Source organism: Thiobacillus sp. SCUT-2 (genome assembly GCF_035621355.1).
GTDB lineage: Bacteria > Pseudomonadota > Gammaproteobacteria > Burkholderiales > Thiobacillaceae > Thiobacillus > Thiobacillus sedimenti.
The window spans coordinates 2,322,131-2,347,593 of record NZ_CP141769.1 but is presented as its reverse complement, the minus strand read 5'-3'; the positions used below and the strand labels follow the sequence as shown (position 1 = coordinate 2,347,593).

At 67.7% G+C, this 25,463-nt stretch carries 27 protein-coding genes, 1 tRNA gene and 1 riboswitch; of the genes, 16 read left to right on the top strand and 12 right to left on the bottom strand.

Features of this window, described 5'->3' with window-relative positions:
- Positions 1-3 precede the first annotated feature (3 nt).
- The 6 genes from VA613_RS11675 to VA613_RS11650 form a co-directional block, all read right to left on the bottom strand.
- Positions 4-927 (bottom strand): branched-chain amino acid transaminase, encoded by a 924-nt coding sequence (locus VA613_RS11675; RefSeq protein ID WP_324779188.1) that lies wholly within the window; start codon positions 925-927, stop codon positions 4-6.
- Positions 928-1,093: 166 nt separating this feature from the next.
- Entirely contained in the window at positions 1,094-1,417 is a 324-nt protein-coding gene (locus VA613_RS11670; protein ID WP_324779187.1) for a TusE/DsrC/DsvC family sulfur relay protein, read from the bottom strand.
- A 76-nt stretch (positions 1,418-1,493) separates the two neighbouring features.
- Positions 1,494-2,528, bottom strand: coding sequence for an A/G-specific adenine glycosylase (gene mutY, locus VA613_RS11665; protein ID WP_324779186.1), 1,035 nt, complete (start codon positions 2,526-2,528; stop codon positions 1,494-1,496).
- Positions 2,529-2,576: 48 nt separating this feature from the next.
- Complete coding sequence (locus VA613_RS11660) at positions 2,577-4,742, bottom strand: DUF1631 domain-containing protein (protein ID WP_324779185.1); 2,166 nt, start codon at positions 4,740-4,742, stop codon at positions 2,577-2,579.
- Between the two features lie 82 nt (positions 4,743-4,824).
- Positions 4,825-4,913, bottom strand: a riboswitch (cyclic di-GMP riboswitch).
- A gap of 93 nt (positions 4,914-5,006) precedes the next feature.
- Positions 5,007-7,004 (bottom strand): DUF1631 family protein, encoded by a 1,998-nt coding sequence (locus tag VA613_RS11655; RefSeq protein ID WP_324779184.1) that lies wholly within the window; start codon positions 7,002-7,004, stop codon positions 5,007-5,009.
- Positions 7,005-7,083: 79 nt separating this feature from the next.
- Positions 7,084-7,157: transfer RNA gene (locus tag VA613_RS11650), tRNA-Gly, on the bottom strand.
- Positions 7,158-7,238: 81 nt separating this feature from the next.
- Between VA613_RS11650 and thiS the strand changes: the two genes are divergently transcribed.
- The 7 genes from thiS to pgl all read left to right on the top strand — a co-directional run bounded on the left by thiS (position 7,239) and on the right by pgl (position 12,835).
- The gene (gene thiS, locus VA613_RS11645; RefSeq protein WP_324779183.1) at positions 7,239-7,442 is read left to right on the top strand and encodes a sulfur carrier protein ThiS; all 204 of its coding nucleotides are present in this window, start codon (positions 7,239-7,241) and stop codon (positions 7,440-7,442) included.
- Between the two features lie 33 nt (positions 7,443-7,475).
- Entirely contained in the window at positions 7,476-8,264 is a 789-nt protein-coding gene (locus VA613_RS11640; protein WP_324779182.1) for a thiazole synthase, read from the top strand.
- Between the two features lie 4 nt (positions 8,265-8,268).
- Positions 8,269-8,952: a tRNA (guanosine(46)-N7)-methyltransferase TrmB gene (trmB, locus tag VA613_RS11635; protein ID WP_324779181.1), complete on the top strand. Its 684-nt coding sequence runs from the start codon at positions 8,269-8,271 to the stop codon at positions 8,950-8,952.
- A 33-nt stretch (positions 8,953-8,985) separates the two neighbouring features.
- Positions 8,986-9,621 carry a MarC family protein gene (locus tag VA613_RS11630; protein WP_324779180.1) on the top strand — a complete coding sequence of 212 codons (636 nt, stop codon included), beginning with the start codon at positions 8,986-8,988 and terminating at the stop codon, positions 9,619-9,621.
- 75 nt (positions 9,622-9,696) lie between these two features.
- Entirely contained in the window at positions 9,697-10,665 is a 969-nt protein-coding gene (gene gnd, locus VA613_RS11625; protein WP_407702844.1) for a phosphogluconate dehydrogenase (NAD(+)-dependent, decarboxylating), read from the top strand.
- Complete coding sequence (gene zwf / locus VA613_RS11620; protein WP_324779179.1) at positions 10,662-12,143, top strand: glucose-6-phosphate dehydrogenase; 1,482 nt, start codon at positions 10,662-10,664, stop codon at positions 12,141-12,143. The genes gnd and zwf overlap by 4 nt, the downstream gene beginning before the upstream one ends.
- Positions 12,140-12,835 (top strand): 6-phosphogluconolactonase, encoded by a 696-nt coding sequence (gene pgl / locus VA613_RS11615; RefSeq protein ID WP_324779178.1) that lies wholly within the window; start codon positions 12,140-12,142, stop codon positions 12,833-12,835. The genes zwf and pgl overlap by 4 nt, the downstream gene beginning before the upstream one ends.
- Here the strand turns inward: pgl and ylqF are convergent, their stop codons facing one another.
- Both ylqF and VA613_RS11605 read right to left on the bottom strand, forming a co-directional pair.
- Positions 12,836-13,753 (bottom strand): ribosome biogenesis GTPase YlqF, encoded by a 918-nt coding sequence (ylqF, locus tag VA613_RS11610; protein WP_324779177.1) that lies wholly within the window; start codon positions 13,751-13,753, stop codon positions 12,836-12,838.
- 38 nt (positions 13,754-13,791) lie between these two features.
- On the bottom strand, positions 13,792-15,192 hold the full coding sequence (locus VA613_RS11605) for an aspartate ammonia-lyase (protein WP_324779176.1): 1,401 nt from the start codon (positions 15,190-15,192) through the stop codon (positions 13,792-13,794).
- On the opposite strand from VA613_RS11605, the gene VA613_RS11600 reads away from it, so the two are divergent.
- Genes VA613_RS11600 through VA613_RS11585 form a run of 4 tightly spaced genes read left to right on the top strand, consistent with a single transcriptional unit; the run spans position 15,191 to position 18,022 of the window.
- On the top strand, positions 15,191-15,700 hold the full coding sequence (locus VA613_RS11600; protein ID WP_324779175.1) for a TlpA family protein disulfide reductase: 510 nt from the start codon (positions 15,191-15,193) through the stop codon (positions 15,698-15,700). The genes VA613_RS11605 and VA613_RS11600 overlap by 2 nt on opposite strands.
- A gap of 26 nt (positions 15,701-15,726) precedes the next feature.
- Positions 15,727-16,239: a thioredoxin family protein gene (locus tag VA613_RS11595; RefSeq protein WP_324779174.1), complete on the top strand. Its 513-nt coding sequence runs from the start codon at positions 15,727-15,729 to the stop codon at positions 16,237-16,239.
- On the top strand, positions 16,236-17,504 hold the full coding sequence (locus VA613_RS11590; RefSeq protein ID WP_324779173.1) for a TolC family protein: 1,269 nt from the start codon (positions 16,236-16,238) through the stop codon (positions 17,502-17,504). Before VA613_RS11595 ends, VA613_RS11590 begins: the two co-directional genes overlap by 4 nt.
- The gene (locus VA613_RS11585) at positions 17,501-18,022 is read left to right on the top strand and encodes an efflux RND transporter periplasmic adaptor subunit (RefSeq protein ID WP_324779172.1); all 522 of its coding nucleotides are present in this window, start codon (positions 17,501-17,503) and stop codon (positions 18,020-18,022) included. Before VA613_RS11590 ends, VA613_RS11585 begins: the two co-directional genes overlap by 4 nt.
- 52 nt (positions 18,023-18,074) lie before the next feature.
- Here the strand turns inward: VA613_RS11585 and VA613_RS11580 are convergent, their stop codons facing one another.
- From VA613_RS11580 to VA613_RS11565, 4 genes are all read right to left on the bottom strand, one after another.
- On the bottom strand, positions 18,075-18,584 hold the full coding sequence (locus VA613_RS11580; RefSeq protein ID WP_324779171.1) for a hypothetical protein: 510 nt from the start codon (positions 18,582-18,584) through the stop codon (positions 18,075-18,077).
- 184 nt (positions 18,585-18,768) lie between these two features.
- Entirely contained in the window at positions 18,769-19,182 is a 414-nt protein-coding gene (locus VA613_RS11575) for a hypothetical protein (RefSeq protein ID WP_324779170.1), read from the bottom strand.
- A 103-nt stretch (positions 19,183-19,285) separates the two neighbouring features.
- Positions 19,286-19,927 carry a lytic transglycosylase domain-containing protein gene (locus VA613_RS11570; RefSeq protein WP_324779169.1) on the bottom strand — a complete coding sequence of 214 codons (642 nt, stop codon included), beginning with the start codon at positions 19,925-19,927 and terminating at the stop codon, positions 19,286-19,288.
- A gap of 1 nt (position 19,928) precedes the next feature.
- Complete coding sequence (locus tag VA613_RS11565) at positions 19,929-21,659, bottom strand: proline--tRNA ligase (RefSeq protein ID WP_324779168.1); 1,731 nt, start codon at positions 21,657-21,659, stop codon at positions 19,929-19,931.
- Between the two features lie 82 nt (positions 21,660-21,741).
- On the opposite strand from VA613_RS11565, the gene VA613_RS11560 reads away from it, so the two are divergent.
- From VA613_RS11560 to dcd, 5 genes are all read left to right on the top strand, one after another.
- Positions 21,742-22,512 (top strand): polyamine aminopropyltransferase, encoded by a 771-nt coding sequence (locus tag VA613_RS11560; RefSeq protein ID WP_324779167.1) that lies wholly within the window; start codon positions 21,742-21,744, stop codon positions 22,510-22,512.
- Between the two features lie 170 nt (positions 22,513-22,682).
- Positions 22,683-23,234, top strand: a complete 552-nt coding sequence (locus tag VA613_RS11555) for an RNA pyrophosphohydrolase (RefSeq protein ID WP_324779166.1) — start codon at positions 22,683-22,685, stop codon at positions 23,232-23,234.
- Between the two features lie 21 nt (positions 23,235-23,255).
- On the top strand, positions 23,256-23,609 hold the full coding sequence (locus VA613_RS11550; RefSeq protein WP_324779165.1) for a hypothetical protein: 354 nt from the start codon (positions 23,256-23,258) through the stop codon (positions 23,607-23,609).
- 166 nt (positions 23,610-23,775) lie between these two features.
- On the top strand, positions 23,776-24,864 hold the full coding sequence (gene apbC / locus VA613_RS11545) for an iron-sulfur cluster carrier protein ApbC (protein ID WP_324779164.1): 1,089 nt from the start codon (positions 23,776-23,778) through the stop codon (positions 24,862-24,864).
- Positions 24,864-25,430, top strand: a complete 567-nt coding sequence (dcd, locus tag VA613_RS11540; RefSeq protein ID WP_324779163.1) for a dCTP deaminase — start codon at positions 24,864-24,866, stop codon at positions 25,428-25,430. The genes apbC and dcd overlap by 1 nt, the downstream gene beginning before the upstream one ends.
- Positions 25,431-25,463: the final 33 nt, after the last annotated feature.

Here is a 25,463-nt window from a genome sequence, read left to right as displayed (position 1 = left end):
GCCTTACCTGACCGGGGTCAGCCAGTCTGCATGGGCCGCGGCGCGGCCGTGCACGCAGTCGAAGTACATCGCCTGCAGCCTCGCCGTGACCGGCCCGCGCGTTCCCGCGCCGATGGTCCGGTTGTCGAGCTCGCGGATCGGCGTGACTTCCGCCGCGGTGCCGGTGAAGAAGGCCTCGTCGGCGCAGTACACCTCGTCGCGCGTGATGCGCTTCTCGACCACCTGCAGGCCGATCTCGCCGGCGAGCTGCACGATGGTGTCGCGCGTGATGCCTTCCAGCGCCGCGGTGAGGTCGGGCGTGTAGAGCTTGCCGTTGCGGACCATGAAGAAATTCTCGCCGGAACCTTCTGCGACGAAGCCGTCGACGTCGAGCAGCAGGGCCTCGTCGTAGCCGTCCATCTCGGCTTCCTTGTGGGCGAGGATCGAGTTCATGTAGTTGCCGTTGGCCTTGGCCTTGCACATCGTGATGTTGACGTGGTGGCGCGAGAACGAGCTCGTCTTCACGCGGATGCCGTTGTTGAGCGCCTCGGCGCCGAGGTAGGCGCCCCAGGGCCAGGCGGCGACGATGACGTGCACCGACAGGTTCTTGGCGGAGATGCCCATCGCTTCCGAGCCGAAGAAGGCCATCGGGCGCAGGTAGCCGGATTCGAGCTTGTTCTCGCGCACCACGGTGCGCTGGGCTTCGGAGATCGTGGCCTTGTCGAAGGGGAGCTTCATGCCGAGGATGTGGGCCGAGCGGAACAGCCGGTCGGTATGCTCCTGCAGGCGGAAGATCGCCGTGCCCTGTTCGGCCTTGTAGGCGCGCACGCCCTCGAAGACGCCCATGCCGTAATGCAGGGTATGGGTGAGGACGTGGGTGGTGGCGTCGCGCCAGGGTACGAGCTTGCCGTCGTACCAGATGACGCCGTCGCGGTCGGCCATGGACATGGTGGGGCTTTCTTCAAAAACGAACGGAAAGCGGGAATTTTACCGGATTCCGGGCGCGACGAAGCACCCGCGGTGCGGCATGCGGATGCCGCACCGCAGGCTCGAAGCGGCCCCGCGGTGCCGGGCGTTGGCGGCGCACCGGCGGGGTGCTCGGTGCCCGCCCGGGTCAGAGATAGGCCTTGGCTTCCTCGCCCGGGTTGGGCAGGCCGGCCAGGCGCCATGCCTCGCGCGGGGTGGGAAAGAGGTGCTGCATGCAGTCGGCGCTCTGGCCGATGAGGTGGCAGACATGGCTGAGTGCGGTGACCGTGCCATTCCTGGAGAATTCGCGCCGCAAGGCGTGCAGCAGGCCGATCTGCAGTTCGCTGAGTTCGCCGACGCCATCGCTCCGGGCGATGCGATCGGCGAGGCTCTCGCTCCACATGGCCGGGTCGAGCAAAAACCCGTCGAGATCGAAGACGGCGGTGCCGGGCATATCGAGCCGCGTATTCATGGCAACCTCCTGTTCCGGTTCATGTCCAGACGCTTTTCTGTATAGCATCCCCGCCGCGTTTGGCGGAGGCGCCGCGTCAGGCCGCGAAGCGCTTCAGCAGCGTGCGGACGGGTGCGGGGAGGGCGGCGTCGAGGGCCTCGGCGGGCGACAGCCAGATCTGTCCGGGTGCGGCAGCGGCGCGGCACGGCTCGAGCGCGAGCCTCACCGGGCGGATCTGCAGCCGGAAATGCGTGAAGGTATGGGCCAGCGGCGGGAGCACATGCCGCTCCAGCGCAACGAAACGGTAGCGGTCGCGGCAGTGGGCGAGGGCGTCGGCGTCGGCGTCGAGCTCGGGCAGGCTCCACAGCCCGCCCCAGATGCCGGACGCGGGGCGCTTCTCCAGCATCAGCTTGCCGCGGTCGACGAGCAGCAGCATCTGCACCTCCCTTTCGGGCAGGGCCCTGCGCGGACGCGGTGCCGGCAGTTCGCCGGTGCGGCGTTCGATGTGCGCGACGCAGTCGGCGCTCACGGGGCACGCATCGCAGGCGGGCCGGCTGCGCGTGCAGACGAGCGCGCCGAGGTCCATCATGCCCTGCGTATAGGCTTCGATGCCGGATTCCGGCAGCCGCGACTCGGCCACCGACCACAGCGCCGCCTCGACCTTCTTGTCGCCGGGCCAGCCGCCGATGCCGCCGTGGCGCGCGAGCACGCGCTTGACGTTGCCGTCGAGAATCGCGCATCGCCGGCCGAACGCCAGCGCGGCGATAGCGGCGGCGGTCGAGCGCCCGACTCCGGGCAACTCGGCGATGGCCTCGGGGGCTTCCGGAAAGCAGCCGCCGTTCCCGGCCACGAGGCGGCGCGCGGCGGCGTGCAGGTTGCGGGCGCGGCTGTAGTAGCCCAGCCCGCTCCACAGGGCGAGCACCTCGTCCTCATGCGCCGCGGCCAGCGCGGCAAGGTCCGGGAAGCGCGAGACGAAGCGCTCGAAGTAGGGAATGACGGTAGCGACCTGGGTCTGCTGGAGCATGATCTCCGACAACCAGACGCGATAGGGGTCGCGGTCGGTCTGCCAGGGCAGGGCATGGCGGCCATGCTGCCGCTGCCAGAGGACGATTCGCGAAGCAAACGATTTCACTCCGGCAGGGTAGCCGGAGCGCGGCGGGCAGGCAACCGGAATCGGGGATCAGGCGTAGCCGAGTTTCTGGCGGAACAGCTTCATCAGCTTGCCGAACGCCGATTCGGTGATCGACTTGCGCTCGACGAGCACGGCTTCGCCGCGCCGCAGCTTTTCCGCGAGGCGATGCAGGCCGATGGAGAAGCTGTTCATGCCGTCCTGGTCGGAGAACAGGTAGGTGTTCTTGATGCTGCTGATCCAGCCGAGCCGCGCCCAGCGGAAGGTCCCGTCGTCGTAATGGAATTCGACCCAGTCGCCCTTGTTGAGCGCGCGGGCACGCTGGGTGTATTCGTCCTCGACTTCCGGCACGGCCGGCTCGGCCGCTGCCGGCGCAGCCGGTTCCGCGGCTGCGGCCGGGATCATGTCCTCGATCTCCTCGGGGCTGATGTCGGGAAGCGGAACCGGCTGCGTGTTGGGGCGCACCGCGTTGGCGTGCAGCACGACCAGCGTGGCGAAGAAGCGGTCGGCGAGCTTCTGCGGCAGCTCGATTTCGGCGGTGCCTTCGCGCAGGCGCTTCAGCAGGCCGGGCAGGATGCGCACGAGCATCAGCCGCGCGTCCATGTCGGCCTTGGGTTGCACGCTCCAGATCAGCTCGCGCATGGTCTCGACATGGCTGTTGAAGTGCGCGCCCTGCTCGCCTTCCTTGACGTAGTCCTGGGTGAGCAGCTGCGCCCAGTCGCGGCGCAGGAATTCGCGCACCGAATCCGCAACCGTCTGCTCCTTGAGCGCGCGGTTGATGAAGTCGTGCACGATCACCGGGGCCAGTTCCGCGCGTTCCGCCTGCCGGATCTGGGCGATGTCTGGCTGCAGGCTGGCCTCGAGGGTTTCCTCGAGGGTTTCGTCCAGCGACGATCCCATGGCTTCGAGTTCGGCGGCGGCGGATTCGAATACCGCGATGTCCTGCTCGAAGCTGTCGAGGACGCCGGTGATGACGTGTGAGATGGCCTCGAGGCGCGCGTTGCCGGTTTCGTTGTCGGGCAGGTGTACCGAGAGGGTCGCGATCGCGTCCAGCATGCGGCGAACCGGGTGATTCGCCTGCGAGAAGAAATTGCGGTCGAGCATCGCCGCCTTCAGCACCGGAATCTGCAGGCGCCCGATCTGCGCCTTCAGACGGTCGGGGATGGCGGCTTCCTCGAACACGACGTCGAACAGCATCGCCACGGCATCGACCAGGACCGCGTCGAGCGGGCTCACGGCCTGCATCACCGGGCTTTGCTGGAGACTGCGCAGGACGTTGCTGATCGTGGCCGCCTCGAGAACGGGCAGTTCGAAGCGGACGCCGCCGGGCAGCATCATGGATCCGGACTGGAGCTGGCCGAGCGAATCCAGCAGGCTGAAACCGGCCAGCCCGGGGGCTGCAGGACCGGCAGGGTTGCTGCCGTGGGCAAGCTGTTCGAACATCCGGAACATGTCGTTGCTCGCTTGCGCTTGCGCTGGCGTGCCGGGCGCCCCCGGCTGGGCCGCCGCACCGGCCTGTCCCCGGCTTTTTGCGCCGACCTTGATGTCCGGAAGGATGCCCCGGTCGATCAGATGGCGGTTGAGCGACTGGTAGATGCCGGCGAGTTCGGTCGTCAGCACGAGGTCGAACTGGTTCAGCAGGACGATGCGGACGTTCTGCTCGGGCTGCATCTTCGCGATGCCGTCGAGCAGCGCTTCGCACAGGGCGCGCGGACCGAGCGGGTTGTCGTTTTCGGCAAGGTCGGAGCGTCCCAGCAAATGCGCCATGCGCGCGTCCAGCGCGACCAGCTCCTCCGCGCAGTTGAAGCGCAGGCGCGACGTGGCCTTGTCGATCGCGAGCGTCACCTCGAAATCGTGATCGTCGACCAGGGACAATTCGAGCAGGTCGCCGCCCGCCGTCTTTTCGCGGTTGTGGGCGAAATCGTTGAACGCCTGGCAGAAGGCCTCCTTGCAGGCGCTCAGCAATTCGTTCGCCTGCCTGTTCAGGATGCCTTGCGCACTATAGTAGCTGTTGCGCGTTTCAAGCAGCGGCGAGCGCTCGGCCATCGCCAGCAAGGTCTTTTCCATCGCCTCGGCCTGGCGGGTCAGGACGCGCGTGGCGCCCTCGATCAGCAGATCGCGGCAGCCGTGCAGCACCGACAGGGTGTCGGCCGACACCTGCGCTCGGCGCGATCGCTCGAACTGGTTGAGGTTCACTACGACTGAATTCTCCGGCATCTCGCGCTCCATATCTGATCACCTCGCGGTATCGACGGCTGGCCGGCCGCGAACGGGGAGGATGGCGCGTGACAGTTTGGCTGCCGGCGGCCCCGCTGTCTCGTCCGCCGGGGGCGGAGGAGACCGGTGGCTTTGCGTCCCCGCCTCGCGGCGGGTTTGCCCTGTTCGATGGTCGGCGATCGTGTCGGAAACTCGACACACAACCGCATAACTGCTCTATCGACCCGGGTGCGGAAAACTTGAGCGCCAGCGGCGCCGGGAATTTCAGGTAGCCTGCGCGGTCAGCTGTGTCTTGAGACGGAGCAGGGCTTTCCGGGTCAGTGATTGCTCAGGTATGCGCACCCTGCCTGCGCGGACCTCGGTTGCGAGCGCGTCACGGTCGAGCGCGAGCGGATGCCTGCCGGCGCTGTCCCACAGGAGCAGGTGACCCTGCGTGCCGGCCCACGCCACGCGTGCCGTCGCGAGGCCGGCATACGGCGGATCGAACGCCACCCAGTCGCCTTCGAGCAGCCGCCGGCATTGCTCCAGGGCCGCGTCGGCCTGCCGGGCGGACGAATGGGGATTCGCCGAGCGCTGTCGCGGCGCGAAGGCGTCGATCCTCGGTTCGCGGCGCCCGGGCTCGGGCCGGACCCAGACTTCCTGGGTCGCGGTGATGGCGCTGAAGAAATCCTTCAGCTGCGCCGGCTCGGCGCCCTGGGACAGGAGGCCGTGCCGGAGTGCCGCGTTGATCGCGGGGATCGTTCGCAAGCGGGCTTCGCGCGTGGCCTCGTCGCCGGGTACCTGAAGGCTGAGGAAGAGATTCTGCAGGGTGAGGCAGGCCGCCCGCCATTCGGGGCCCTCGCCGGATTCGGCGACATACAGCGAAGCCATGTACGGCACCCAGGCGGTTTCGAGGCGCGCGAGGACCGACTCCGGCGCGGGATAGCGCTCGGTGAAATCACGGAGGTTTTCGAGGGCAAGGCGCGTCCCGAGCGCTTGCCGCTCGAGGTGTTCGAGCCGGTCGATGTCCGCGGCGAGGCCTGCGCGCATCTGCGCATCCTGCCCGGCCAGCCAGGCCGCCAGCGCGCGGTGCGTCTCCTCGAACGCGTGGGCGGGCTGATGGGGGGTGCGGGCGAGCGCGACGCACGCGTCGTGGGCCTGTCCCAGGGCTGCGCCGTGTGCGGCATGGCCTTCGGGGAAGCGGCGCGAGAACTGGCCCAGCAGGTCGATCAGGCGGCGCGCCGGGTGCTGGCCGTTGCTGAAGAACTCGGGCGAGGCGAGCGCGACCTGCAGGGCCGGAATCTGCAGCTGGGCGATCTCGCCCCGGAAGGGCGCGGACACGTCGGGATCGTCGAGAATGCACTCGAACAGGCTCGCCATGGCGTCGAGGACGGCGCGGTCGAACGCGGGCGCGCCGGCAATGCCGGCATCCAGCTGCAATTGCCGCAACACGAGGGTCGGGGCCTCCGCGTGCGTGCCGGGGACGATGGCGGGGAGCGCGGCCCAACGCGCCAGGCTGTCGGCCAGGCCCGTCGCCTGGACCGATTGCGCCACGGCGGTGCCGGCGGCCGCGCGGATGTGCGCGAGCACCTCGCGTCCTGCATCGGGTTCGCTGCGGCGCGCCGGCGCGCCGCGTGCGGGCGCTGCCGGCAGTCCCGGAACGTCGCTCGCGCCGAGAAACGCGTTGAGCGCATCGTAGGTATGCTGCAGCGTGTCCAGCAGCGGCGCGCGGACGCATTCGAGCAGGAAGGTTCCGCAGTTCCGGTCGATGCCCAGGCCGTCGAGCGCGCGTGAGAGCGCGCGAACCACCGGCAGGGGACCGTAGAGTTCGGCGTGCCGCTCGTCCGGATCCTCCAGCGCCGCCCGCTGCACGGCCTGAATGCGGCCGAACAGCAGCAGCATTTCGGCCCGCAGGATTTCGGTCATGAAGGCCGCAGCCTTCTCCTCCGCCAGCTGGCGTGTGAGCGTGGCATCGTCCACCAGTTGCAGCCCGGCCAGCGGATCGCTGCGATGGCTCGAAAAGGTCTCCGGCTGCGCGAGGTTGCGCCGGAACTGGTCGGCGAAGGCGGTCGACAGGCTTTCCGGGTAGGCGTTGAGCCAATCGAGGCATGTCTGCCCCATCGCCAGCGAGGATTCCGCCACCTGTTCCTGCAGTCTCGCCAAGACGGTCTCCTGGATCGTGGTGCGGCTGCGCTGGAAGAAATTCTCCAGCGCCTGCGCCATGCGCGCGTCCGCTTCGTGCAGCACGGCGAGAGGGGCGAGGGAAGGGGTCTGGATGGTCATGGCCTCGGCAGGATAACGGCCAAGGGGAGCAGATTATTGAACGGGCGTCAAGCCGCCGGCTCGGCTGCAGAGCCTGGACTGGAGCGGGCGAAGGGAATCGAACCCTCCTCATGAGCTTGGGAAGCTCAGGTAATGCCACTATACGACGCCCGCGCTGTTGCCCGCCCTTCGGGTCGGCACGACCTTCGGGGTAGAATGCGCAATTCTACTGAATAGTCCTGCCGGATAGAAGTCGTGCTTGAACTGGTCATCAACGGCGCGCCCCGTAGTTTTCCCGCACCGCTCACGGTCGCCGGGCTCGTCGAGGCGCTCGAGCTCGTGGGCAAGCGCATCGCCGTCGAACGGAACGGCGAAATCGTGCCGCGCAGCCAGCATGCCGACACCCTGCTCGCCAGCGGCGACCGCCTTGAAATCGTCGTCGCGGTCGGCGGCGGCTGAGCTGCGTCTTCATCCTTTCGAACGCCTGAATCTATGGAACCCCTCGTCATCGCCGGACAATCCTATGCCTCCCGCCTGCTGGTCGGCACGGGCAAGTACAAGGATTTCGAACAGACGCGCCTCGCAGTCGAGGCGTCGGGTGCGGAAATCGTCACCGTCGCGATCCGCCGCACCAACATCGGCCAGGACGCGAGCCAGCCCAGCCTGCTCGACGCGCTGCCGCCGTCCAAATACACCTACCTGCCGAACACCGCCGGCTGCTACACGGCCGACGACGCGATCCGCACCCTGCGCCTGGCGCGCGAGCTGCTGGACGGGCACAGCCTGGTCAAGCTCGAAGTGCTGGGCGATGCCGAGTCGCTCTACCCCAACGTCGCCGAGACGATCAAGGCAGCCGAGGTGCTGGTGAAGGACGGCTTCCAGGTCATGGTCTACACGTCCGACGATCCCATCGCCGCGAAGCAGCTGGAGGACATCGGCTGCGTCGCCGTGATGCCGCTGGCGAGCCTGATCGGTTCGGGCATGGGCATCCTCAATCCGTGGAACCTGCAGATCATCATCGATCGCCTCTCCGTACCGGTGATCGTCGATGCCGGCGTCGGCACTGCCAGCGACGCCACCATTGCGATGGAACTCGGCTGCGACGCCGTGCTGATGAACACCGCGATCGCCGGCGCCGGCAATCCGGTGCTGATGGCCTCGGCGATGAAGAAGGCGGTCGAGGCCGGGCGCGAGGCCTTCCTCGCCGGCCGCATGCCGAAGAAGATCTACCAGGCCAGCCCGAGCTCGCCCACCAGCGGTCTCATCACCGGCAGCAAATAACGGCATGACGAGCGAGACCGGCGCGCATCCGCGCATCCGTTCCTATGTGCTGCGCGCCGGGCGGGTCGGCTCGGGGCAGGCTCGCGCGCTGGCCGAGCTGGGTCCGCGTTTCGTGCTGCCATATCAGCCCGACCGTCTCGACCTCGATGCGGTGTTCGGACGTACCGCGCCGCGCTTCCTCGAAATCGGCTTCGGCATGGGCGAGGGGCTGGCCGAGATTGCCGCAGCGCACCCCGGGAACGACTACCTCGGCGTCGAGGTCCATACGCCGGGCGTCGGCGCGCTGCTGAAGCAGATCGGCGAGCGCGGACTGACCAACGTGCGCGTGATCCAGCACGATGCGGTCGAGGTCCTGACCTCCATGCTCGGGCCGGCGAGCCTCGCCGGCGTGCACATCTTCTTTCCGGACCCCTGGCACAAGAAGCGGCACCACAAGCGGCGCCTGATCCAGCCGCCGCTGGTGGCGCTGCTGGCCGGCCGCATCCGCCCGGGGGGCTACATTCACCTGGCGACCGACTGGCAGGACTACGCCGAGCAGATGCTCGCCGTGCTCTCCGCCGAGCCGTCCCTGCAGAACACCGTCGCCGACTACGCGCCGCGTCCCGACACCCGTCCCCTCACGAAGTTCGAGCAGCGCGGCATCCGCCTCGGTCACGGCGTGTGGGATCTGCTGTTCCGCCGCATTTAGGGACGCGCGGCGCCATGCGGCTATGATGCACGCATGGATATCCTCGCACTCGTCAAGGCGGCGCTTGCGCTGTTCGCCATCGTCGACCCGGTCGGCGTCATCCCCATCTTCCTCATCGCCACGCAGGGCTACAGCCTGGCGCAAAGCCGTTCGGCGGCGCGCATCGCGGCGCTGACCGTGCTCGGCGTGCTGACCCTGTTCACCTTCGCGGGCGAGCCGATGCTGAGCTTCTTCGGCATCCGCCTGGCCGCGTTTTCGGTCGCGGGCGGGCTGTTGCTCCTCCTGCTGGCGCTGTCGATGGTGCAGGCGCACGTCAGCCCGTTGCGCCAGACACGGGACGAGGCCGACGAAGCGGAGGAAAAGGATGCGGTCGGCGTGGTGCCGCTCGGCATTCCGCTGCTTGCCGGCCCCGGTGCGATCACGCACGTGATCGTGGCGGCCGGCGCGGCGAAAGGCGACATGCTGCAGCAGGCGGCGCTGCTGATCCCGGTCGCGCTGGTCGCGCTGTCGGTGTGGCTGTCGTTCCGCGCGGCGCCGATGATCGCGCGGCGGCTGGGGCGGACCGGCATCCACGTCGTCACGCGCCTGATGGGCCTGATCATCGCGGCGATCTCGGTCGAGATGATCGCAGGCGGCCTCGGCAAGCTGTTTCCCGGCCTGCTGGCCTGATCCGGTGCGGGGGCGCACCACGACGGCGCGCGGGCCGCGCAACTTGTTCGTCATTGCCGCGTCCTATCATGGATTTTGCGCAGGCACGATTGCTGCGACACGCAGGATGTCATCCCGGAGGAATCAAGCATGGAATTCGGACTCGTCGGACTCGGCCGCATGGGCGGCAACATGGCGCGGCGGCTGGCGCGCAAGGGCATGCGGATCGCGCTGCACAACCGCAGCCACGAGGTCAGCGCCGCGATCGCGGCGGAGACCGGTCATCTCGCCTGCGCTTCGCTCGCCGATCTGGTCGCGGCCTTGCAGGCGCCGCGCATCGTCTGGCTGATGCTGCCGGCGGGCGAGGCGACCGAGCAGGCCCTGCAGGCGCTGGCGCCGTTGCTCGGTGCCGGTGACCTGGTCGTCGACGGCGCCAATGCGTACTACAAGGACGACCAGCGGCACGCCGCGATGATGGCGGCGCACGGCATCGACTACGCCGACGCCGGCGTGTCCGGCGGCGTCTGGGGGCTGGAGAACGGCTACTGCATCATGTTCGGCGGCAGCGAGGCGGCGGCGGCGCGCCTCCAGCCCTACATGGAGGCGCTCGCACCGACCCCGACCGAGGGCTGGCTGCATACCGGCCCGGTCGGCTCCGGCCACTTCGTCAAGATGGTCCACAACGGCATCGAGTACGGCATGATGCAGGCCCTCGCCGAGGGCTTTGCGCTGATGAAGAACAAGCCCGGCTTCGACCTCGACGTGGGTGCGATCGCGGAGCTGTGGCGGCACGGCAGCGTGGTGCGCTCGTGGCTGCTCGACCTGTCGGCGGATTTCCTCGCGCAGGATCCGGCGCTCGAAACCATCCAGCCCTTCGTCGCCGATTCCGGCGAGGGGCGCTGGACGGCGCTGGAGGCGATCGAGCAGGGCATTCCCGCCCCGGTGATGTCGCTCGCGCTGATGATGCGCTTCGCCAGCCAGGGGAAAGGCGACTACGCGGCGAAGATGCTGGCCAAGATGCGCCAGGGCTTCGGCGGCCACGCCATCAAGGGAACCGAGAAATGAGCGACGGCCGCGAAGCATCCCTGCCGTGCACCTTCGTCATCTTCGGCGCCACCGGCAACCTGGCCACCAACAAGCTGCTGCCCGCGCTCTACCACCTGGAAGCGGCGGCCCGCCTGTCGGAATCGCTCAGCATCATCGCGTTCTCGCGCCGGCCATGGAACGACGATGAGTGGCGCAATCACATGCGCGAAGTGCTGGCGGAGAAGATCAAGGGCGCACCCGGCACGCCCGTGTTCGAGCGTTTCGTCGCGCGCTTCCGCTACCAGCAGGGCGACCTCAACGACGTGGCTTCGTACCAGGCGCTGGCCGATCGCTTGCCGCCGGCCGAGGCATGCTCCAGCACGGTGTTCTATCTCGCCATCAAGCCGTCCGAGTTCGGGGCGGTGATCCACAACCTCGAGGCCGTCGGCCTCAACAAGCCGCGCGGCCTCAATCGCGTGGTCATCGAGAAACCGTTCGGCGAGGACATCGAGTCGGCGCGCATGCTGAACCAGCTGCTGCACGAACATTTCGACGAGGAGCAGGTGTTCCGCATCGACCATTTCCTCGGCAAGGAAACGGTACAGAACCTGCTGGTGTTCCGCTTCGCCAACACGCTGATCGAGCCGCTGTGGAACCGCAACTTCATCGACCACGTGCAGATCACCGTGGCCGAGTCGATCGGCATCGAGAAGCGCGCCGACTACTACGACCGCGCCGGTGCGCTGCGCGACATGCTGCAGAACCACCTGATGCAGCTGCTCACCGTCGTCGCCATGGAGCCGCCGCCTGCGCTCGAGGCCGACGCGCTGCACGACGAGAAGGTCAAGGTGCTGCGCTCGATCCGCCCGATCGCCAAGCGTGCGGTGCATGCGCACGCGGTGCGGGCCCAGTACGCGCGGGGCATGATCGACGGCGCCAACGTGCCGGGCTATCAGCAGGAGGAGAAGGTCGAGCCCAATTCGATCACCGAGACCTTCGTCGCCGCCAAGTTCTACATCGACAATTGGCGCTGGCGCGGGGTACCGTTCTACCTGCGCACCGGCAAGCGCATGCAGCGCCAGACCTCGATGATCGCGCTGCGCTTCCGCCATCCCCCGCAGCAGCTGTTCCGCGAAACGCCGCTCGAATCGATCGACCCCAACTGGATCCTGCTGTCGATCCAGCCCGACGAGTCGATGCGCATGGAAATCCACGTCAAGCAGCCCGGGCTCGACATGGATACGCGGCTGATGCAGATGAATGCGAGCTTCCTCAAGACCGACGAGCAGACGCTCGACGCCTACGAGACGCTGCTGCTCGACGTCATCGAGGGCGACCGCTCGCTGTTCCTGCGCTTCGACGAGGTCGAGTGGGCGTGGCGGGTGGTCGATCCCATCCTGAAGAACTGGACGGTCGAGCGGGAATACATTCCGACCTACCCGGCCGGCAGCTGGGGGCCCGCCGAGGCGAACCGGCTGTTCGACAGCGACGACCAGACCTGGCGCAACGAGCTGTGAACGCGATCGACTGGCGCGTGTTTCCCGATGCCGACGACCTGGTGCCGGCACTGGCCGATGCGCTCGTGGCGGCAGCGCAGGTGGCGGTCGACGCGCGCGGTGTCTTTCATCTGGTGCTGGCCGGCGGCAGCACGCCGCGCGCGCTCTACCGCGCACTTGCGGAGCGCGGCGCGGGCGATGCGCGCTGGTGGATCTGGTATGGCGACGAGCGCTGCCTGCCGGCGGATCATGCCGAGCGTAACAGCGTGATGGCCGAGGCGGCCTGGCTGGCCGGCTCGCGCATTCCGGCGGACAATCGGCGGCCGATCCCGGCCGAACGCGGCGCATCCGCGGCCGCGACGGTCTACGCGGAACGGCTCGCCGGCGTGCCCGAATTCGACGTGGCGCTGCTCGGGATGGGCGAGGATGGCCACACCGCGAGCCTGTTCCCCGGCCATGCCTGGGGCGACGCGGCGGGCAGCCCCGATGCGCTGGCTGTCGACGGCGCACCGAAGCCGCCGCCCGCGCGCGTCAGCCTGTCGGCGGCACGGCTGAACCGCAGCGCGCGGGTGTGGTTCGTCGTCACGGGCGGCAACAAGCGTCATGCGGTGCGGTGCTGGGCGAGCGGAGACGTGTTGCCGGTCGGCACGATCCATGGGCGGGTGGACACGGCGGCCTGGCTCGACGCCGCGGCCTGGCCGGCGGACGATTGATCAGTCGTCCGTCTCTTCCGCTTCGCGGGAAGGCTTTTTCCGGGGGTTGGCGGCTTCGGCCGCCAGCATCGCCGCGCGCGTCGCCGGCGTCTCCAGGCTGATGCGTCCGAGCGTGCCGCTGCGGTAGTCGGTCAGCAGGATCATCGCCGCCTTTTCCAGGTCGAGCTCCGCCCCGCGCCCCTTCTTCAGGCAGCCGCGTTTCTTCGCCACGGATTCCAGCACGCCGGTCGCGTCCAGCCCCGCCAGCGGGAACTTGTAGCGCGCCTCCAGCAGGGCCGGATAGCGTTCGAGCAGGATGCCGGCGAGAAAGATCGCGACTTCCTCGTCGATCACCGCGTTGCGCCCAATCGCGTGACTCGCCGCCAGCATGAAGCCGTCGGCGTCGTGCTCGATCTTCGGCCAGGTCATGCCCGGGGTATCGACCAGGATCAGCCGTGGCGACAGGTTGATGCGCTGCTGCGACTTCGTCACCGCGGGCTCGTCGCCGACCGCCGCCACCTTGCGCTTGACCCAGGTGTTCATCAGCGTCGACTTGCCGACGTTGGGGATGCCCATGATCATCAGCCGCAGCGGCTTGAAGTTGTCGTCGCGGTGCGGCGCGAGCTTCTGCGCGAGCCCCGCGAGCTTCGCCACGTCGCCGGGCTTCTTCGCCGAGATCGCCACCGCCATCACGCCGGGCTGCCTGTTGTAGTGATCGATCCACGCGCGCGTGGCCTCGGGGTCGGCGAGGTCGACCTTGTTCAGCAGCTTGAGGCAGGGCCGCTGCCGGAAATGGCGCAGCTCGTGGATCATCGGGTTGCTGCCCGCCTCGGGCAGGCGCGCGTCGAGCACCTCGACCACGACGTCGATCTGCGCCATCGTCTCCGCGGCCTTCTTGCGCGCGGTGGTCATGTGACCGGGGAACCACTGGATCGGCATGGCGTTCGGGGCTCAGGTAAAGAGGAGGGGCGCCGGGATCAGCCGCCGCCCCCGCCGCTGCCGATGCCATGCGCCGCCTGCAGTACCAGCGCGTCGAAATCGGCCGCGTTCATGAGCCCGCGCTCGGCGACGATGTCGCGCACCGGGCGGCCTGATTTCTCCGATTCCTTGGCGACTTCGGCAGCCTGGTTGTAGCCGATCTGCGTGTTGAGCAGGGTGGCGAGCGCGACGCTCTGGTGGATGAAGAAGGCGCAGCGCTCGCGATTGACGACGATCCCCTTGAGGTTCTTCTCGGTCGCGGCGTTCATCGCGTTCGTCAGCCAGTCCATCGCATCGAACAGTGCGCTGCCCAGTGCCGGCATCATCACGTTCAGCTCGAGCTGGCCGGCCTGCACCATGTACGACACGGCGGCATCCTGCCCCAGCACCTGGAAGCAGACCTGGTTCAGCATCTCGAACATCACCGGGTTGACCTTGCCGGGCATGATGGACGAGCCCGGCTGTACTGGCGGCAGCTGGATTTCGCCGAGGCCGGTGCGGGGCCCGCTGGCCAGCAGGCGCAGGTCGTTGGAGATGCGCGTGAGTTCCAAAGCCAGATTGCGGATTTCGCCCGACAGGCGCGCAAGGTCGTTCATCGACTGCATCTGCGCGACCAGCTGGCCGACGCGGATTGGCTCGCCGGTGAGCTTGGCCAGCTCGGTGGCGACGCGTGGCGGGTAGTCGGGCGAGGTGTTGAGGCCGGTGCCCGCGGCCGAGCCGCCGAGGCCGATTTCGCACAGCGCCGGGCGCACGGCGTCGAGGCTGGCGGCGCAGCGCGTCAGCGTCCAGGCGTAGCCGGCGAACTCCTGCCCCAGCGTGGTCGGCACCGCATCCTGCAGGTGGGTGCGGCCGGACTTCACCGTATCCTTCTCGCGCTCGGCCAACCGCGAGAATTCGGCCGCCATCGCATGCACGGCCGCGACAAGTCGTGGCAGCTTGGCGAGCACGGCGAGCCGGATCGCGGTGGGGATGGTGTCGTTGGTCGACTGCCCCATGTTGACGTCGTCGTTCGGGTTGACCGGCTTGTACGTGCCTTTCTCGCCACCGAGCGCGACGTTGGCGAGGTTGGCGATGACCTCGTTGCTGTTCATGTTGTGGCTGGTGCCGGCGCCGGCCTGGAAGCGGTCGACCACGAACTGGTCGAGGTGCTCGCCGCCGAGGATCTGCTCGCAGGCGGCGGCGATGGCGTCGCGCTTGGCTTCGGGCAGCCAGCCCGGCTGGCAGTTGGCGCGTGCGGCGGCGAGCTTGATGCGGACGTGCGCTAGTACGAAATCCTTATCCGGGCGGCGGCCCGAAATGGGAAAATTGTCGACGGCGCGCGCGGTCTGGGCGCCGTACCACGCGTCCACGGGAACCCGGACCTCGCCGAGCGAGTCCTTCTCGATGCGGAATTCGTTCATGATGGAAAAACCGATGCAGGCGATGCGAAAAAAGCGATTTTATCCGATGTGGCTGGCCGGGCTGCTGCTGGCGCTGGCGGCGGGCTGGGCGCAGGCGAACGGCTTCACGGTGGTCGACACCACCGGCAAGACGCACACGTTGGCGGGCTACAAGGGCAAGTGGGTGCTGGTGAACTTCTGGGCGACGTGGTGCCCGCCGTGCCAGGAGGAGATCCCCGAACTGATCGCCCTGCACGGCGACAGGAAGAACAACCTGGTCGTCATCGGCATCGCGCTCGACTATCGCAGCGCCAAGCAGGTGACGGATTTCGCCGACAGCATGCTGGTCGACTACCCGGTCGTGCTGGGCAACGCCCAGATCGCCCGCCAGATCGGCCCGATCCAGGGCCTGCCGACCACCTACCTCTACAACCCCGACGGCAAGCTGGTTGCGCAGCAGGTGGGCGCGATCACGCGCGAGGCGGTGGAAAGCTTCATTGCGAAGAAAGGCGGGCGCGGCGGAAAATAGGCGCGCCGGACAACCGAGGAGACCTCATGCGTCAAATGCTTTTTGCGTTCATCATGCTCTTCGCCGCGGCCGCCCCCGCCGCGGCGGAGACGCGCGATCCCGCAAGCCATTTCTTTCAGCCCAAGTTCGGCGACTTCCAGGCGGAGCTGCAGACGGCCAGGCAGCAGGGCAAGAAGGGCATTTTCCTGTTCTTCGAAATGGACGATTGTCCATTTTGCGAGCGCATGAGAACGACGATCCTCAACCAGGCCGACGTCCAGGATGCCTACCGCGCGCACTTCCTCCTGTATCCGATCGACGTCAACGGCGACACGCAGATGACCGACTTCCAGGGCAGGCAGACGACCGAGAAGGCGTTCGCGCTGGCCAACCGCGTGCGGGCGACGCCCACGATGCTGTTCTTCGATCTCGACGGCAAGCTGGTGGCGCGCTATACGGGCCCGACCAAGGACAAGGCCGAATTCCTCCTGCTCGGCAAGTACGTCGCCGACGGCGCCTACGCGACCGAACCGTTCATCCGCTACAAGCAGGGCAAATGAGGCGCGCGGCGTGCGTCGCGTGGCTGGCGTGGATGCTGTCCATGCCCGCGTTCGCCGAACGGCTGACGCTGGAGGCGGCACTGGCGACGGTCGATGCCGAGCATCCGGATCGCCGGCTGGCCGAGAGCGAAGTGGCGCTCGCGCGTGCCGGACGTGAAGAGGCTGCGAGCCGGCAGGACTTCAACCTGTACCTCGACGGCAGCCTGCGCACCGGGTTGCGGCCGGACGGAAACTGGACGCCCGACAACGTCGGCCGCATCGTCGCGCGCAAGCCGCTCTTCGACTTCGGCCGCACCCGCCAGGCGCTGGCCGCCGCGGACCAGGAGGTCGCGGCCAGCGAAGAGGCGCTCTATGAAGCCGAGGGGCTGCGCCGCATCGACATCATGGCGCGCTTCTTCGACGTGCTGATGGCGGACCGGCAGTATGCTGCCGACAACGAGTTCATGGCCGTCGCCTATGTCGCGTGGGACAACGCACGCGACCGCTTCAGGGTGGGTCAGATCAGCCAGCCCGAGCTGCTGAGGCTGGAGACCGAATATCAGGATGCCCGCGAGCGCCGCAACGCCAGCGAGCAGCACATGCGGCTGGCCCGGGAGCGGCTGGCCCAGGCGATGAACCGGCCAGGTGTCCTGTCGACCGATCTTGCCGAACCCCGGCTGAAGGACAATGATCGCCTGCTGCCCGACTACGAGGCGCTGCTGCCGTGGGCGATGGCGAAGAACCCGCGCATCCTCGCCTTGCAGGCGCAGGCCGCGGCGGCGGATGCCCGTGTGGCGGCGATTCGTGCCGAGCGCAATCCGACGCTCGATGCCGAAGTCGTCGGCGGCCGCTACAGCCGCGAATCCATCACGCGGGACGACCTGAGCGCCGGGCTCGTGTTTGCCGTTCCGCTGTACCAGGGCCGTCGGGTGGATGCCCGAATCGCGCGTGCGCTTGCCGAGAAGGAGCGTGCACTGGCCGCGCTGGAGAAGTCCAGATTCGAGCTGTCCGACACCCTGCTCGCCACCGTGCAGGAGATCGAATGGCTGCGCGGCAGCGGCCGCGCAGCGGCAGACAAGCAGGTCGAATACCGCGACTGGGCGCTGGAGCGCGCGCGCGCGGAGTACGAACTGGAGCTGAAGACCAATCTCGGAACCAGCATGGCCGAGACCCAGGTCGCGCAGATTCGCCGCAAGCGCGTCGAGTACCGTCTTGCGCTCGCGCTGGCGCGGCTGCAGGCATTGTCCGGCGGCACCTTGCCGCCTGTGGAGGGAGCACGGAAATGAATCAGCGCATCGCGGCCCTGGCGGCGGCCGGCTTGATCGTGAGCGGGGCCGGCCCCGCATGGGCGGCCGGCGAGGTCGAACTCACCACCCGCGTGTCGGGCGTGGTGGAGAGCGTTCTGGTCAAGCCTGGCCAGTCCGTCCGCAAGGGCACGGTGCTGCTGCGCCTCGACCGAACCATCCTGCAGGCGCACCTGCAGGAAGCCCGGGCGGAGGAGGCGCGGGCCGAGGCCGACGCGGCCGACGCGGAGCGCGAGAAGGCGCGGGCGCTGGACCTGTACGACCGTACGGTCTCGTCGACCAGCGAGCGCGATGCGTCCTTGTTGCGGGCTGCCCGTGCGCAGGCGGCGCTGGCGAGTGCGCGTGCGCACCGCGTGATCGCGCAGAAGAATCTGGCCGATGCCGAGCTCCGGGCGCCGTTCGACGGCGTGGTGAGTGCGGTGCCGGGGTGGCCCGGGACGGTCGTCGCCGCGGATTGCCAGCCCAAACCGCTGGTCGTCCTGAAGCCGGCCGGGCGCTGAACCGCCCGGCGGTCGTCCGGGCAAGGCCGGGCCGGGGGCCCGGAGGTGAAGCCTAGCCGCCCAGTCGCTTGCTGACTTCGGCTTCCATCTCGGCCGCCTGGTGCGGCGACGCCACCGCGGCGATCACCTTGTGGCACATCGGCAGGACGGCCTGAAAGCCCGCCATGTCCTGCACCTCGCTCATCTTGCGGTAGGCGGGGGATTTGGTGCCGACCAGCGCTGCCAGGAATTCGAGCACGTAGCCACGCGCGTTTTCCAGGTCGGCCGCGGAATGCGCAGGGGCGGCCGCCGCGGCGGCGGGCGCACGAGCGGCGGGTGCCGGCGTGCTGCCTTGCGGCGAGGCCATATTGCGCAGCGCCTGGATGAAGCCGCTCTGCAGCAACTCGTTCACCATCGCTTCCAGTTCGGCGCAGTGCGGCATCTTCTTGCACAGTTCGCCGAACGAGATGCCGTTCCCCACGCTGAACAGGATTTGCCGATGCCGCGGCCGCAGGGTGTGGCCGAGGTTGAAGATCTCTTCGTGTCCCTTCATCGTGCGGGACAACTGCAATGTCATGTCCATGTCGCCTCCGTTATTTTGGGTCAGGTCGTGCGCCTGTGCCGATCAACGTGCATGGCCTGTGCCAGATCGGCGCGGCTGGCCGGAATTCATTGATTGGCAAGGATTTTGGCGGAAGCGGGGATAGCGAAATGCGGGGCGGGCGCCCGCAAAAATGTCGGTCCGGCGACGAGTGGTCGAGTTTTCGTCAGTCGCCGAGATCGTCGATCACGTCCAGCACGATGCGCGTACGGGCCTGCAGGATCGCGACGTCCGCCCCGATCCGCACGCGCACGTAGCCTTCGGGCAGGCGGCTGAGGCGATGTTCCACGTCGGCCGGCAGGGCTTGCCAGGCCACCCCCGCAGGCACTTCATGGTGGCGCTGCAGCCGGAATGCATGTCCCGGCGGGATCTTGCCCTGCTTGGCGAGACCGGGCGGCAGGCGATAGGCGCCGCGGTAGTAGTCCCGGATGACCGCGCGGTCGCGGTCGGTAAAGGCGATCCGCAAGTCGTAATCGCCCGCGTAGACGGGCACTTCGCTGCGCTGTACGGGATGGATTTCACAGCCGGTCAGGCCGGCGAGGATGGCCGTCGCCAGGCAGGCACGCAACGCTTTCTTCATTCGATGGCTTCCTTTGGGGCACGCTGGACAAGGCACGTTAGGCACTTCGCGCGAACAGGTCGGTAGACCAGGACGGGGTGGATCGGGGCCGGCCGCAGCCGTATCAGCTGCGCGGGTCGCGCGCGGCCTGGCTGTCCGCGGACCGGGTGGGCGGCGTGTAGTCCCAGTAGCGTTTCCAGGCGTTGACGACGAGCGTCGGATACTCGGGCTGGCCGAGGCTGCCGTTGTAGCGGCCGAGCGCGCGGTACAAATCGCCGCGCTCGATGTCGATGTAGTGCCGCAGGATCACCGCGCCGTAGCGCAGGTTGGTGCGCAGCTGGAACAGATCCTGGTCGGGGCTGCCGATCAGCTTGATCCAGAAGGGCATGACCTGCGTGTAGCCGCGCGCGCCGACCGGTGAGACGGCATACTTGCGAAAGCCGCTCTCGACCTGGATCAGGCCCAGCAGCATCTGGGGATCGATGCCCGCCCGGGACGCTTCCCAGTGCAGGGTCGTGAGGAATTCGAGGCGTTCGGTCTCGTCCGGCATGTGCCGGGCGAGGCGACGCGACATTTCCTTCAGCCAGGCGGCTTCATCGGCCGGATTGCGGAACGCGGTGCGCGTGACCGCGGTGTCGGCCAGCGACCGCTGCAGCGAGGCGCGCATGCTCGCCGACAGCTTCTCCTCGCGCTGGGCGCCCGCGTGCGCGGGCTGCGCCAGCAGCAGGGCGGCGATCAGCAGGGCAATGGGCGTCCTCGTCTTCATCTCAGCGTTCAAGCAGTCCTGTCAAGAATTCCTTCGCCTCGGCCAGCGCGAGCTTCTGCGCATCGCCGCTCTGGCCCGCCTCGGCGCGGCGTGGTTGGTATTCGACCACGCCATCCTTGAGGCCGCGCTCGCCGACCGTGATGCGGTGCGGGATGCCGATCAGTTCGGCGTCGGCGAACATCACCCCGGGACGCTCGTCGCGGTCGTCGAGCAGCACGTCGAACCCGGCCGCGGTCAGATCAGCATAGAGCGAATCGGCGGCTTTTTGAACCGCCTCGCTCTTGCCGTAGCCGATCGCCACGATCACCAGCAAGAACGGTGCCATCGTCGCCGGCCAGATGATGCCGCGGTCGTCATGGTTCTGCTCGATCGCCGCTGCGACGATGCGGGACACGCCGATGCCGTAGCAGCCCATTTCCATCACCTGCGCCTTGCCCGCCTCGTCCAGATAGGTCGCGTTCATCGCCTGCGAGTACTTGCTGCCGAGCTGGAACACATGGCCGACCTCGATGCCGCGGCACAGCGCGAGCGACCCCTTGCCGTCGGGGCTGGGGTCGCCGGCGACGACATTCCGTATATCGGCCACGCGATCCGGTTCCTGCAGGTCGCGGCCGAAATTGACTCCGGTGAGATGCAGCTTGGGCTTGTTCGCGCCGCAGACGAAATCGCTCATCGCGGCGACGGTGCGGTCGGCGATGACCGTGATCTTGCCGCGGTCGATGCCGACCGGGCCGAGGAAGCCCGGCGGGCAGTCGAAGGCGGCGCGGATCTCTGCCTCGTTGGCCAGGCGGAAATCGGCCATGCCGTCGAGCTTGCCGAGCTTGACCTCGTTCAGGTGATGGTCGCCGCGCAGCAGCGCCACAACCATCTTGTCGCCGGCCATCACGGCGATGAGCTTGACGGTGCGTTGTAGGGGGATGCCGAGCAGCGCGGCGACGTCCTCGCAGGTGGTCTGCTTCGGCGTGTCGACCTCGCGCATCGTCTCGGCCGGCGCACCGCGCGGCGTCGCGGGGGCGAGCGCCTCGGCGAGTTCGACGTTGGCGGCGTAGTCGGAATCCGGGCAGTAGGCGATCAGGTCCTCGCCGGACTCGGCCAGCACGTGGAATTCGTGCGAGCCCGAACCGCCGATGGCGCCGGTGTCGGCGGCGACCGCGCGGAAGGTGAGCCCCAGCCGGCTGAACACGCGGGTGTAGGCGTCGTACATGGTCTGGTAGGTCGCCACCAGGCTGTCGTGGCTGGCGTGGAAGGAGTAGGCGTCCTTCATCAGGAATTCGCGCGCGCGCATCACGCCGAAGCGCGGGCGGATCTCGTCGCGGAACTTCATCTGGATCTGGTAGAAGTTCACCGGGAGCTGGCGATAGCTCTTGATCTCGCGGCGCGCGACGTCGGTGATCACTTCCTCGTGCGTCGGGCCGAAGCAGAAATCGCGCTGGTGGCGGTCCTTGATCTTCAGCATCTGCGGACCGAACACCGCCCAGCGGCCGGTTTCCTCCCACAGTTCGGCGGGCTGCACCGCCGGCATCAGCAGCTCGATCGCGCCGGCGCGATTCATTTCCTCGCGCACGATGGCCTCGACCCGGCGCAGCACGCGCAGGCCGAGCGGCATCCAGGTGTAGAGGCCCGACCCCAGGCGCTTGATGAGGCCGGCGCGCAGCATCAGCTTGTGGCTGACGAGCTCGGCTTCGGACGGGGCTTCCTTGGTGGTCGAGATGAAGAACTGGGTGGCGCGCATGGTGGGGCGGTTCAGTGAAAAGGCGGCATTTTACCGCGCGGGCGTGTAATCTTTCGCGCTCGATTCTTGAAGTGGAAGGACCATGCGCCTGAAGTTTGGCAAGCGCCGTGCGGTGGAAGAAGGGCTGGAGGTGACCGAGGAACGCGGGGTGCGTACGCTGCACCTGGGTAGCCGGGCGATCCAGAGCGCCATGCGCGTGAGCCGCCCGTGGGATCTGGAGCTCGCGTATACGCGGGCAATGATGGGCTTCCTGATGTTCAAGCCGGCACCGGCCGAGGTGCTGATGATCGGGCTGGGCGGCGGCTCGCTCGCCAAGTTCATCCGCAGGCAGCGTCCGCAGACGCACATCACGGCGGTCGAGATCGATCCCCGGGTCATTGCGGTGGCGCGCAGCCAGTTCGAGCTCCCGGGCAACGACGCGACGCTCGACGTCATCGAGGGCGACGGCGCGCTCTACGTGCGCCAGCACCCGGCCAGCGCCGACGTCATCCTGCTCGACGGCTTCGATGCCGGCAACCAGGTCGAGGCGCTCGCCACGCAGACGTTTTATTCCGCCTGCCGGCGCGTCCTGAAGCCAGGCGGCGTGCTGGTCGTGAACTTGTGGGGGCGCGACAGCAGCTTTGCCGAATATCTTGCGCGCCTGGCGCGCGCGTTCGACGGCGAAGTCGGCTGGATCTCGGTGCAGAACAAGACCAACGTGATCCTGTTCGCCTTCGCCGAGCCCGGCGCGCCGCAACGGCTCGAGGCGGCGAAACCGCAGCTCGCCGATCTGTCCAAGCGGTGGGGACTCGACCTGCGCGGGTTTGCCCGGGACATGCAGTGGGCGGAGGGCATCGCCCCCCTGCTTGGCTGAGCTTGCAGCGGGGGCCTCAGGCGCGGCCGCAGCCTGGGTGATCGTTGGGCGTGGTTCTGAAAATCCATTTAAAACAACGGCTAAGCGCGCGCTACGGGCCGTGGGCGGTTTGCATTTTTCGGGCGGTGTGGAAAAATGCAGATAACTGAACTTTATTGATGGTGGCGGCCATGATCGACCGAGAAGGGTACCGCCCGAACGTAGGCATCGTCTTGTGCAACACGCGCAACCAGGTCTTCTGGGGCAAGCGCGTCAACCAGCACGCCTGGCAGTTCCCCCAGGGCGGCATCAACGCGGGGGAAACGCCGGAACAGGCCATGTACCGGGAATTGGAAGAGGAAGTGGGCTTGCAGCCCGGCCATGTGCGCATACTCGGGCGCACGCGGGAATGGCTGCGATACGACGTTCCCGCGCACTGGACGCGACGCGACAGCCGCGGCCTGTACCGCGGCCAGAAGCAGATCTGGTTCCTGTTGCGCCTCACCGGCCGGGACAGCGACGTCTCGCTGCGCGCGAGCAGCCACCCGGAATTCGATGCCTGGCGCTGGAACGAGTACTGGGTGCCGATGGAGACCGTGGTCGACTTCAAGCGCGAGGTCTACCGGCTGGCGCTCGAGGAACTCGAGCGCTATCTTCACAAGGATGCGCGCTATTTGCGGCAGCGCGCCCCCCGCTTCGGTGAGCGCCGCAGACCGGCCCAGGACCTGCTGCTGAAGCCCTGAGCCCGACGCGACGGAGGCGTGATGAAGATCAGAATCCATGCTTCGACCACGCTGACGTCATCCGCCGGGCCGGGGCTCCCCTTGTGGCAGGTGGCGCCGACACGCGACGTCGCCGGACGGCGACTGACCGACTTCATGATGCTGATTCCGCGCCTGCGCAGCCGCCCGCGCGCGGACATCGAGCGCGCGTCGCGCGACATCCAGGCGGTGCTGGCGTTGCACCAGGACGTCGTGTTCGCCGATCTCAACCTCAAGCTCAACGTGCTGTGGGTGTCGCTGCGCCCGCGTCCCGGGGCGATCAGCGAACTGGTCGCGGCGATCCGGTTGCGCGTGCCCGAAGCCGTGCTGGTCGCGCATCCGCCCGAGCCGCGCTAGCGGGCGCCGGGCTGCGCCGCTCTCGTCACGATCCTGACCGTTGCCTTGAATATCCCTGCAGATCGCAGGGAATCCCGCGCCGTTTCTTGCGTTTGCGTTCACCCAAACGGACGGAATTCGTTAAAATGAGCATTTGCTAATTAACCCCTAACCCGCTGGAGCAAACATGGCCGTTTCTGAACTTCAGGTGCAGACCGCATTGAAAGAGTTGGTCGATCCCAACACCCACAAGGATTACGTCGCGACCAAATCCGCTCGCAACATCACGATCGACGGCGGCAACGTGTCGGTCGACATTCAGCTGGGCTATCCGGCGCAGAGCCAGCTCGCGACGATCAAGCAGCAGATCGAGGACAAGCTGAAGAGCATCGACGGCGTGACCGGCGCCACCGCCAACGTCAGCTTCAAGATCGTGTCGCACAGCGTGCAGCGCGGCGTGAAGCTGCTGCCCAACGTCAAGAACATCATCGCCGTGGCCTCCGGCAAGGGCGGCGTCGGCAAGTCGACCACCGCCGTCAACCTAGCGCTGGCGCTCGCCGCCGAAGGTGCGCGCGTGGGCATGCTCGACGCCGACATCTACGGTCCGTCGCAGCCGACCATGCTCGGCATCACCGACAAGCCCGAGTCGACCGACGGCAAGAACCTCGAGCCGCTGATGGGCCACGGCATCCAGGCGATGTCGATCGGTTTCCTGATCGACGTCGAGACCCCGATGGTGTGGCGGGGCCCGATGGTCACCCAGGCGCTCGAGCAGCTGCTCAACAACACCAACTGGAACGAGCTCGACTATCTCGTCGTCGACCTGCCGCCGGGCACCGGCGATATCCAGCTGACGCTGGCGCAGCGCGTGCCGGTGACCGGCGCGGTGATCGTCACCACGCCGCAGGACATCGCGCTGATCGACGCGCGCAAGGGCCTGAAAATGTTCGAGAAGGTCGGCATCCCCATCATCGGCGTGGTCGAGAACATGAGCCTGCACATCTGCTCGAAGTGCGGCCACGAGGAGCGCATCTTCGGCGAGGGCGGCGGCGAGCGCATGTGCAAGGACTACAACGTCGAATTCCTCGGCGCCCTGCCGCTCGACGGCAGCATCCGCCACGACACCGACTCCGGCAAGCCGTCGGTGGTGGCCGATCCCAACGGTCGCGTCACCGACATCTACAAGCAGATTGCGCGCCGGGTTGCTGTTAAGATTGGCGAAAGCGCGGTCGACCATTCCGCGAAGTTCCCCAACATCGTCATCTCCAATACCTGATGAGCATCAAGTCCGACCGATGGATCCGCCGCATGGCGGCCGAGCATGGCATGATCGAGCCCTTCGAGCCGGGGCAGGTCAAGCAGGCCGGCGGCCGGGCCATCGTGTCGTACGGCACGTCGAGCTACGGCTACGACGTGCGATGCGCCAACGAATTCAAGGTCTTCACCAACCTCAACCACACGCTGGTCGACCCGAAGGCCTTCGATCCTGACTCCTTCGTCGAGATCAGCGGCGAATCGTGCATCATTCCGCCGAATTCCTTCGCGCTGGCGCGCACCGTGGAATACTTCCGCATTCCCCGCAACGTGCTGACGATCTGTCTCGGCAAGAGCACCTACGCGCGCTGCGGCATCATCGTCAACGTCACCCCGCTCGAGCCCGAGTGGGAGGGGCACGTCACGCTGGAATTCTCCAACACCACGCCGTTGCCGGCGCGCATCTACGCGAACGAGGGTGTCGCGCAGATGCTGTTCCTCGAGTCCGACGAGGTCTGCGAGACCTCGTACCGCGACCGCGGCGGCAAGTACCAGGGGCAGATCGGCGTGACCCTGCCCAAGATCTGACCCGCCCGGATCGGCCGGCGCGCAAAATTTAGT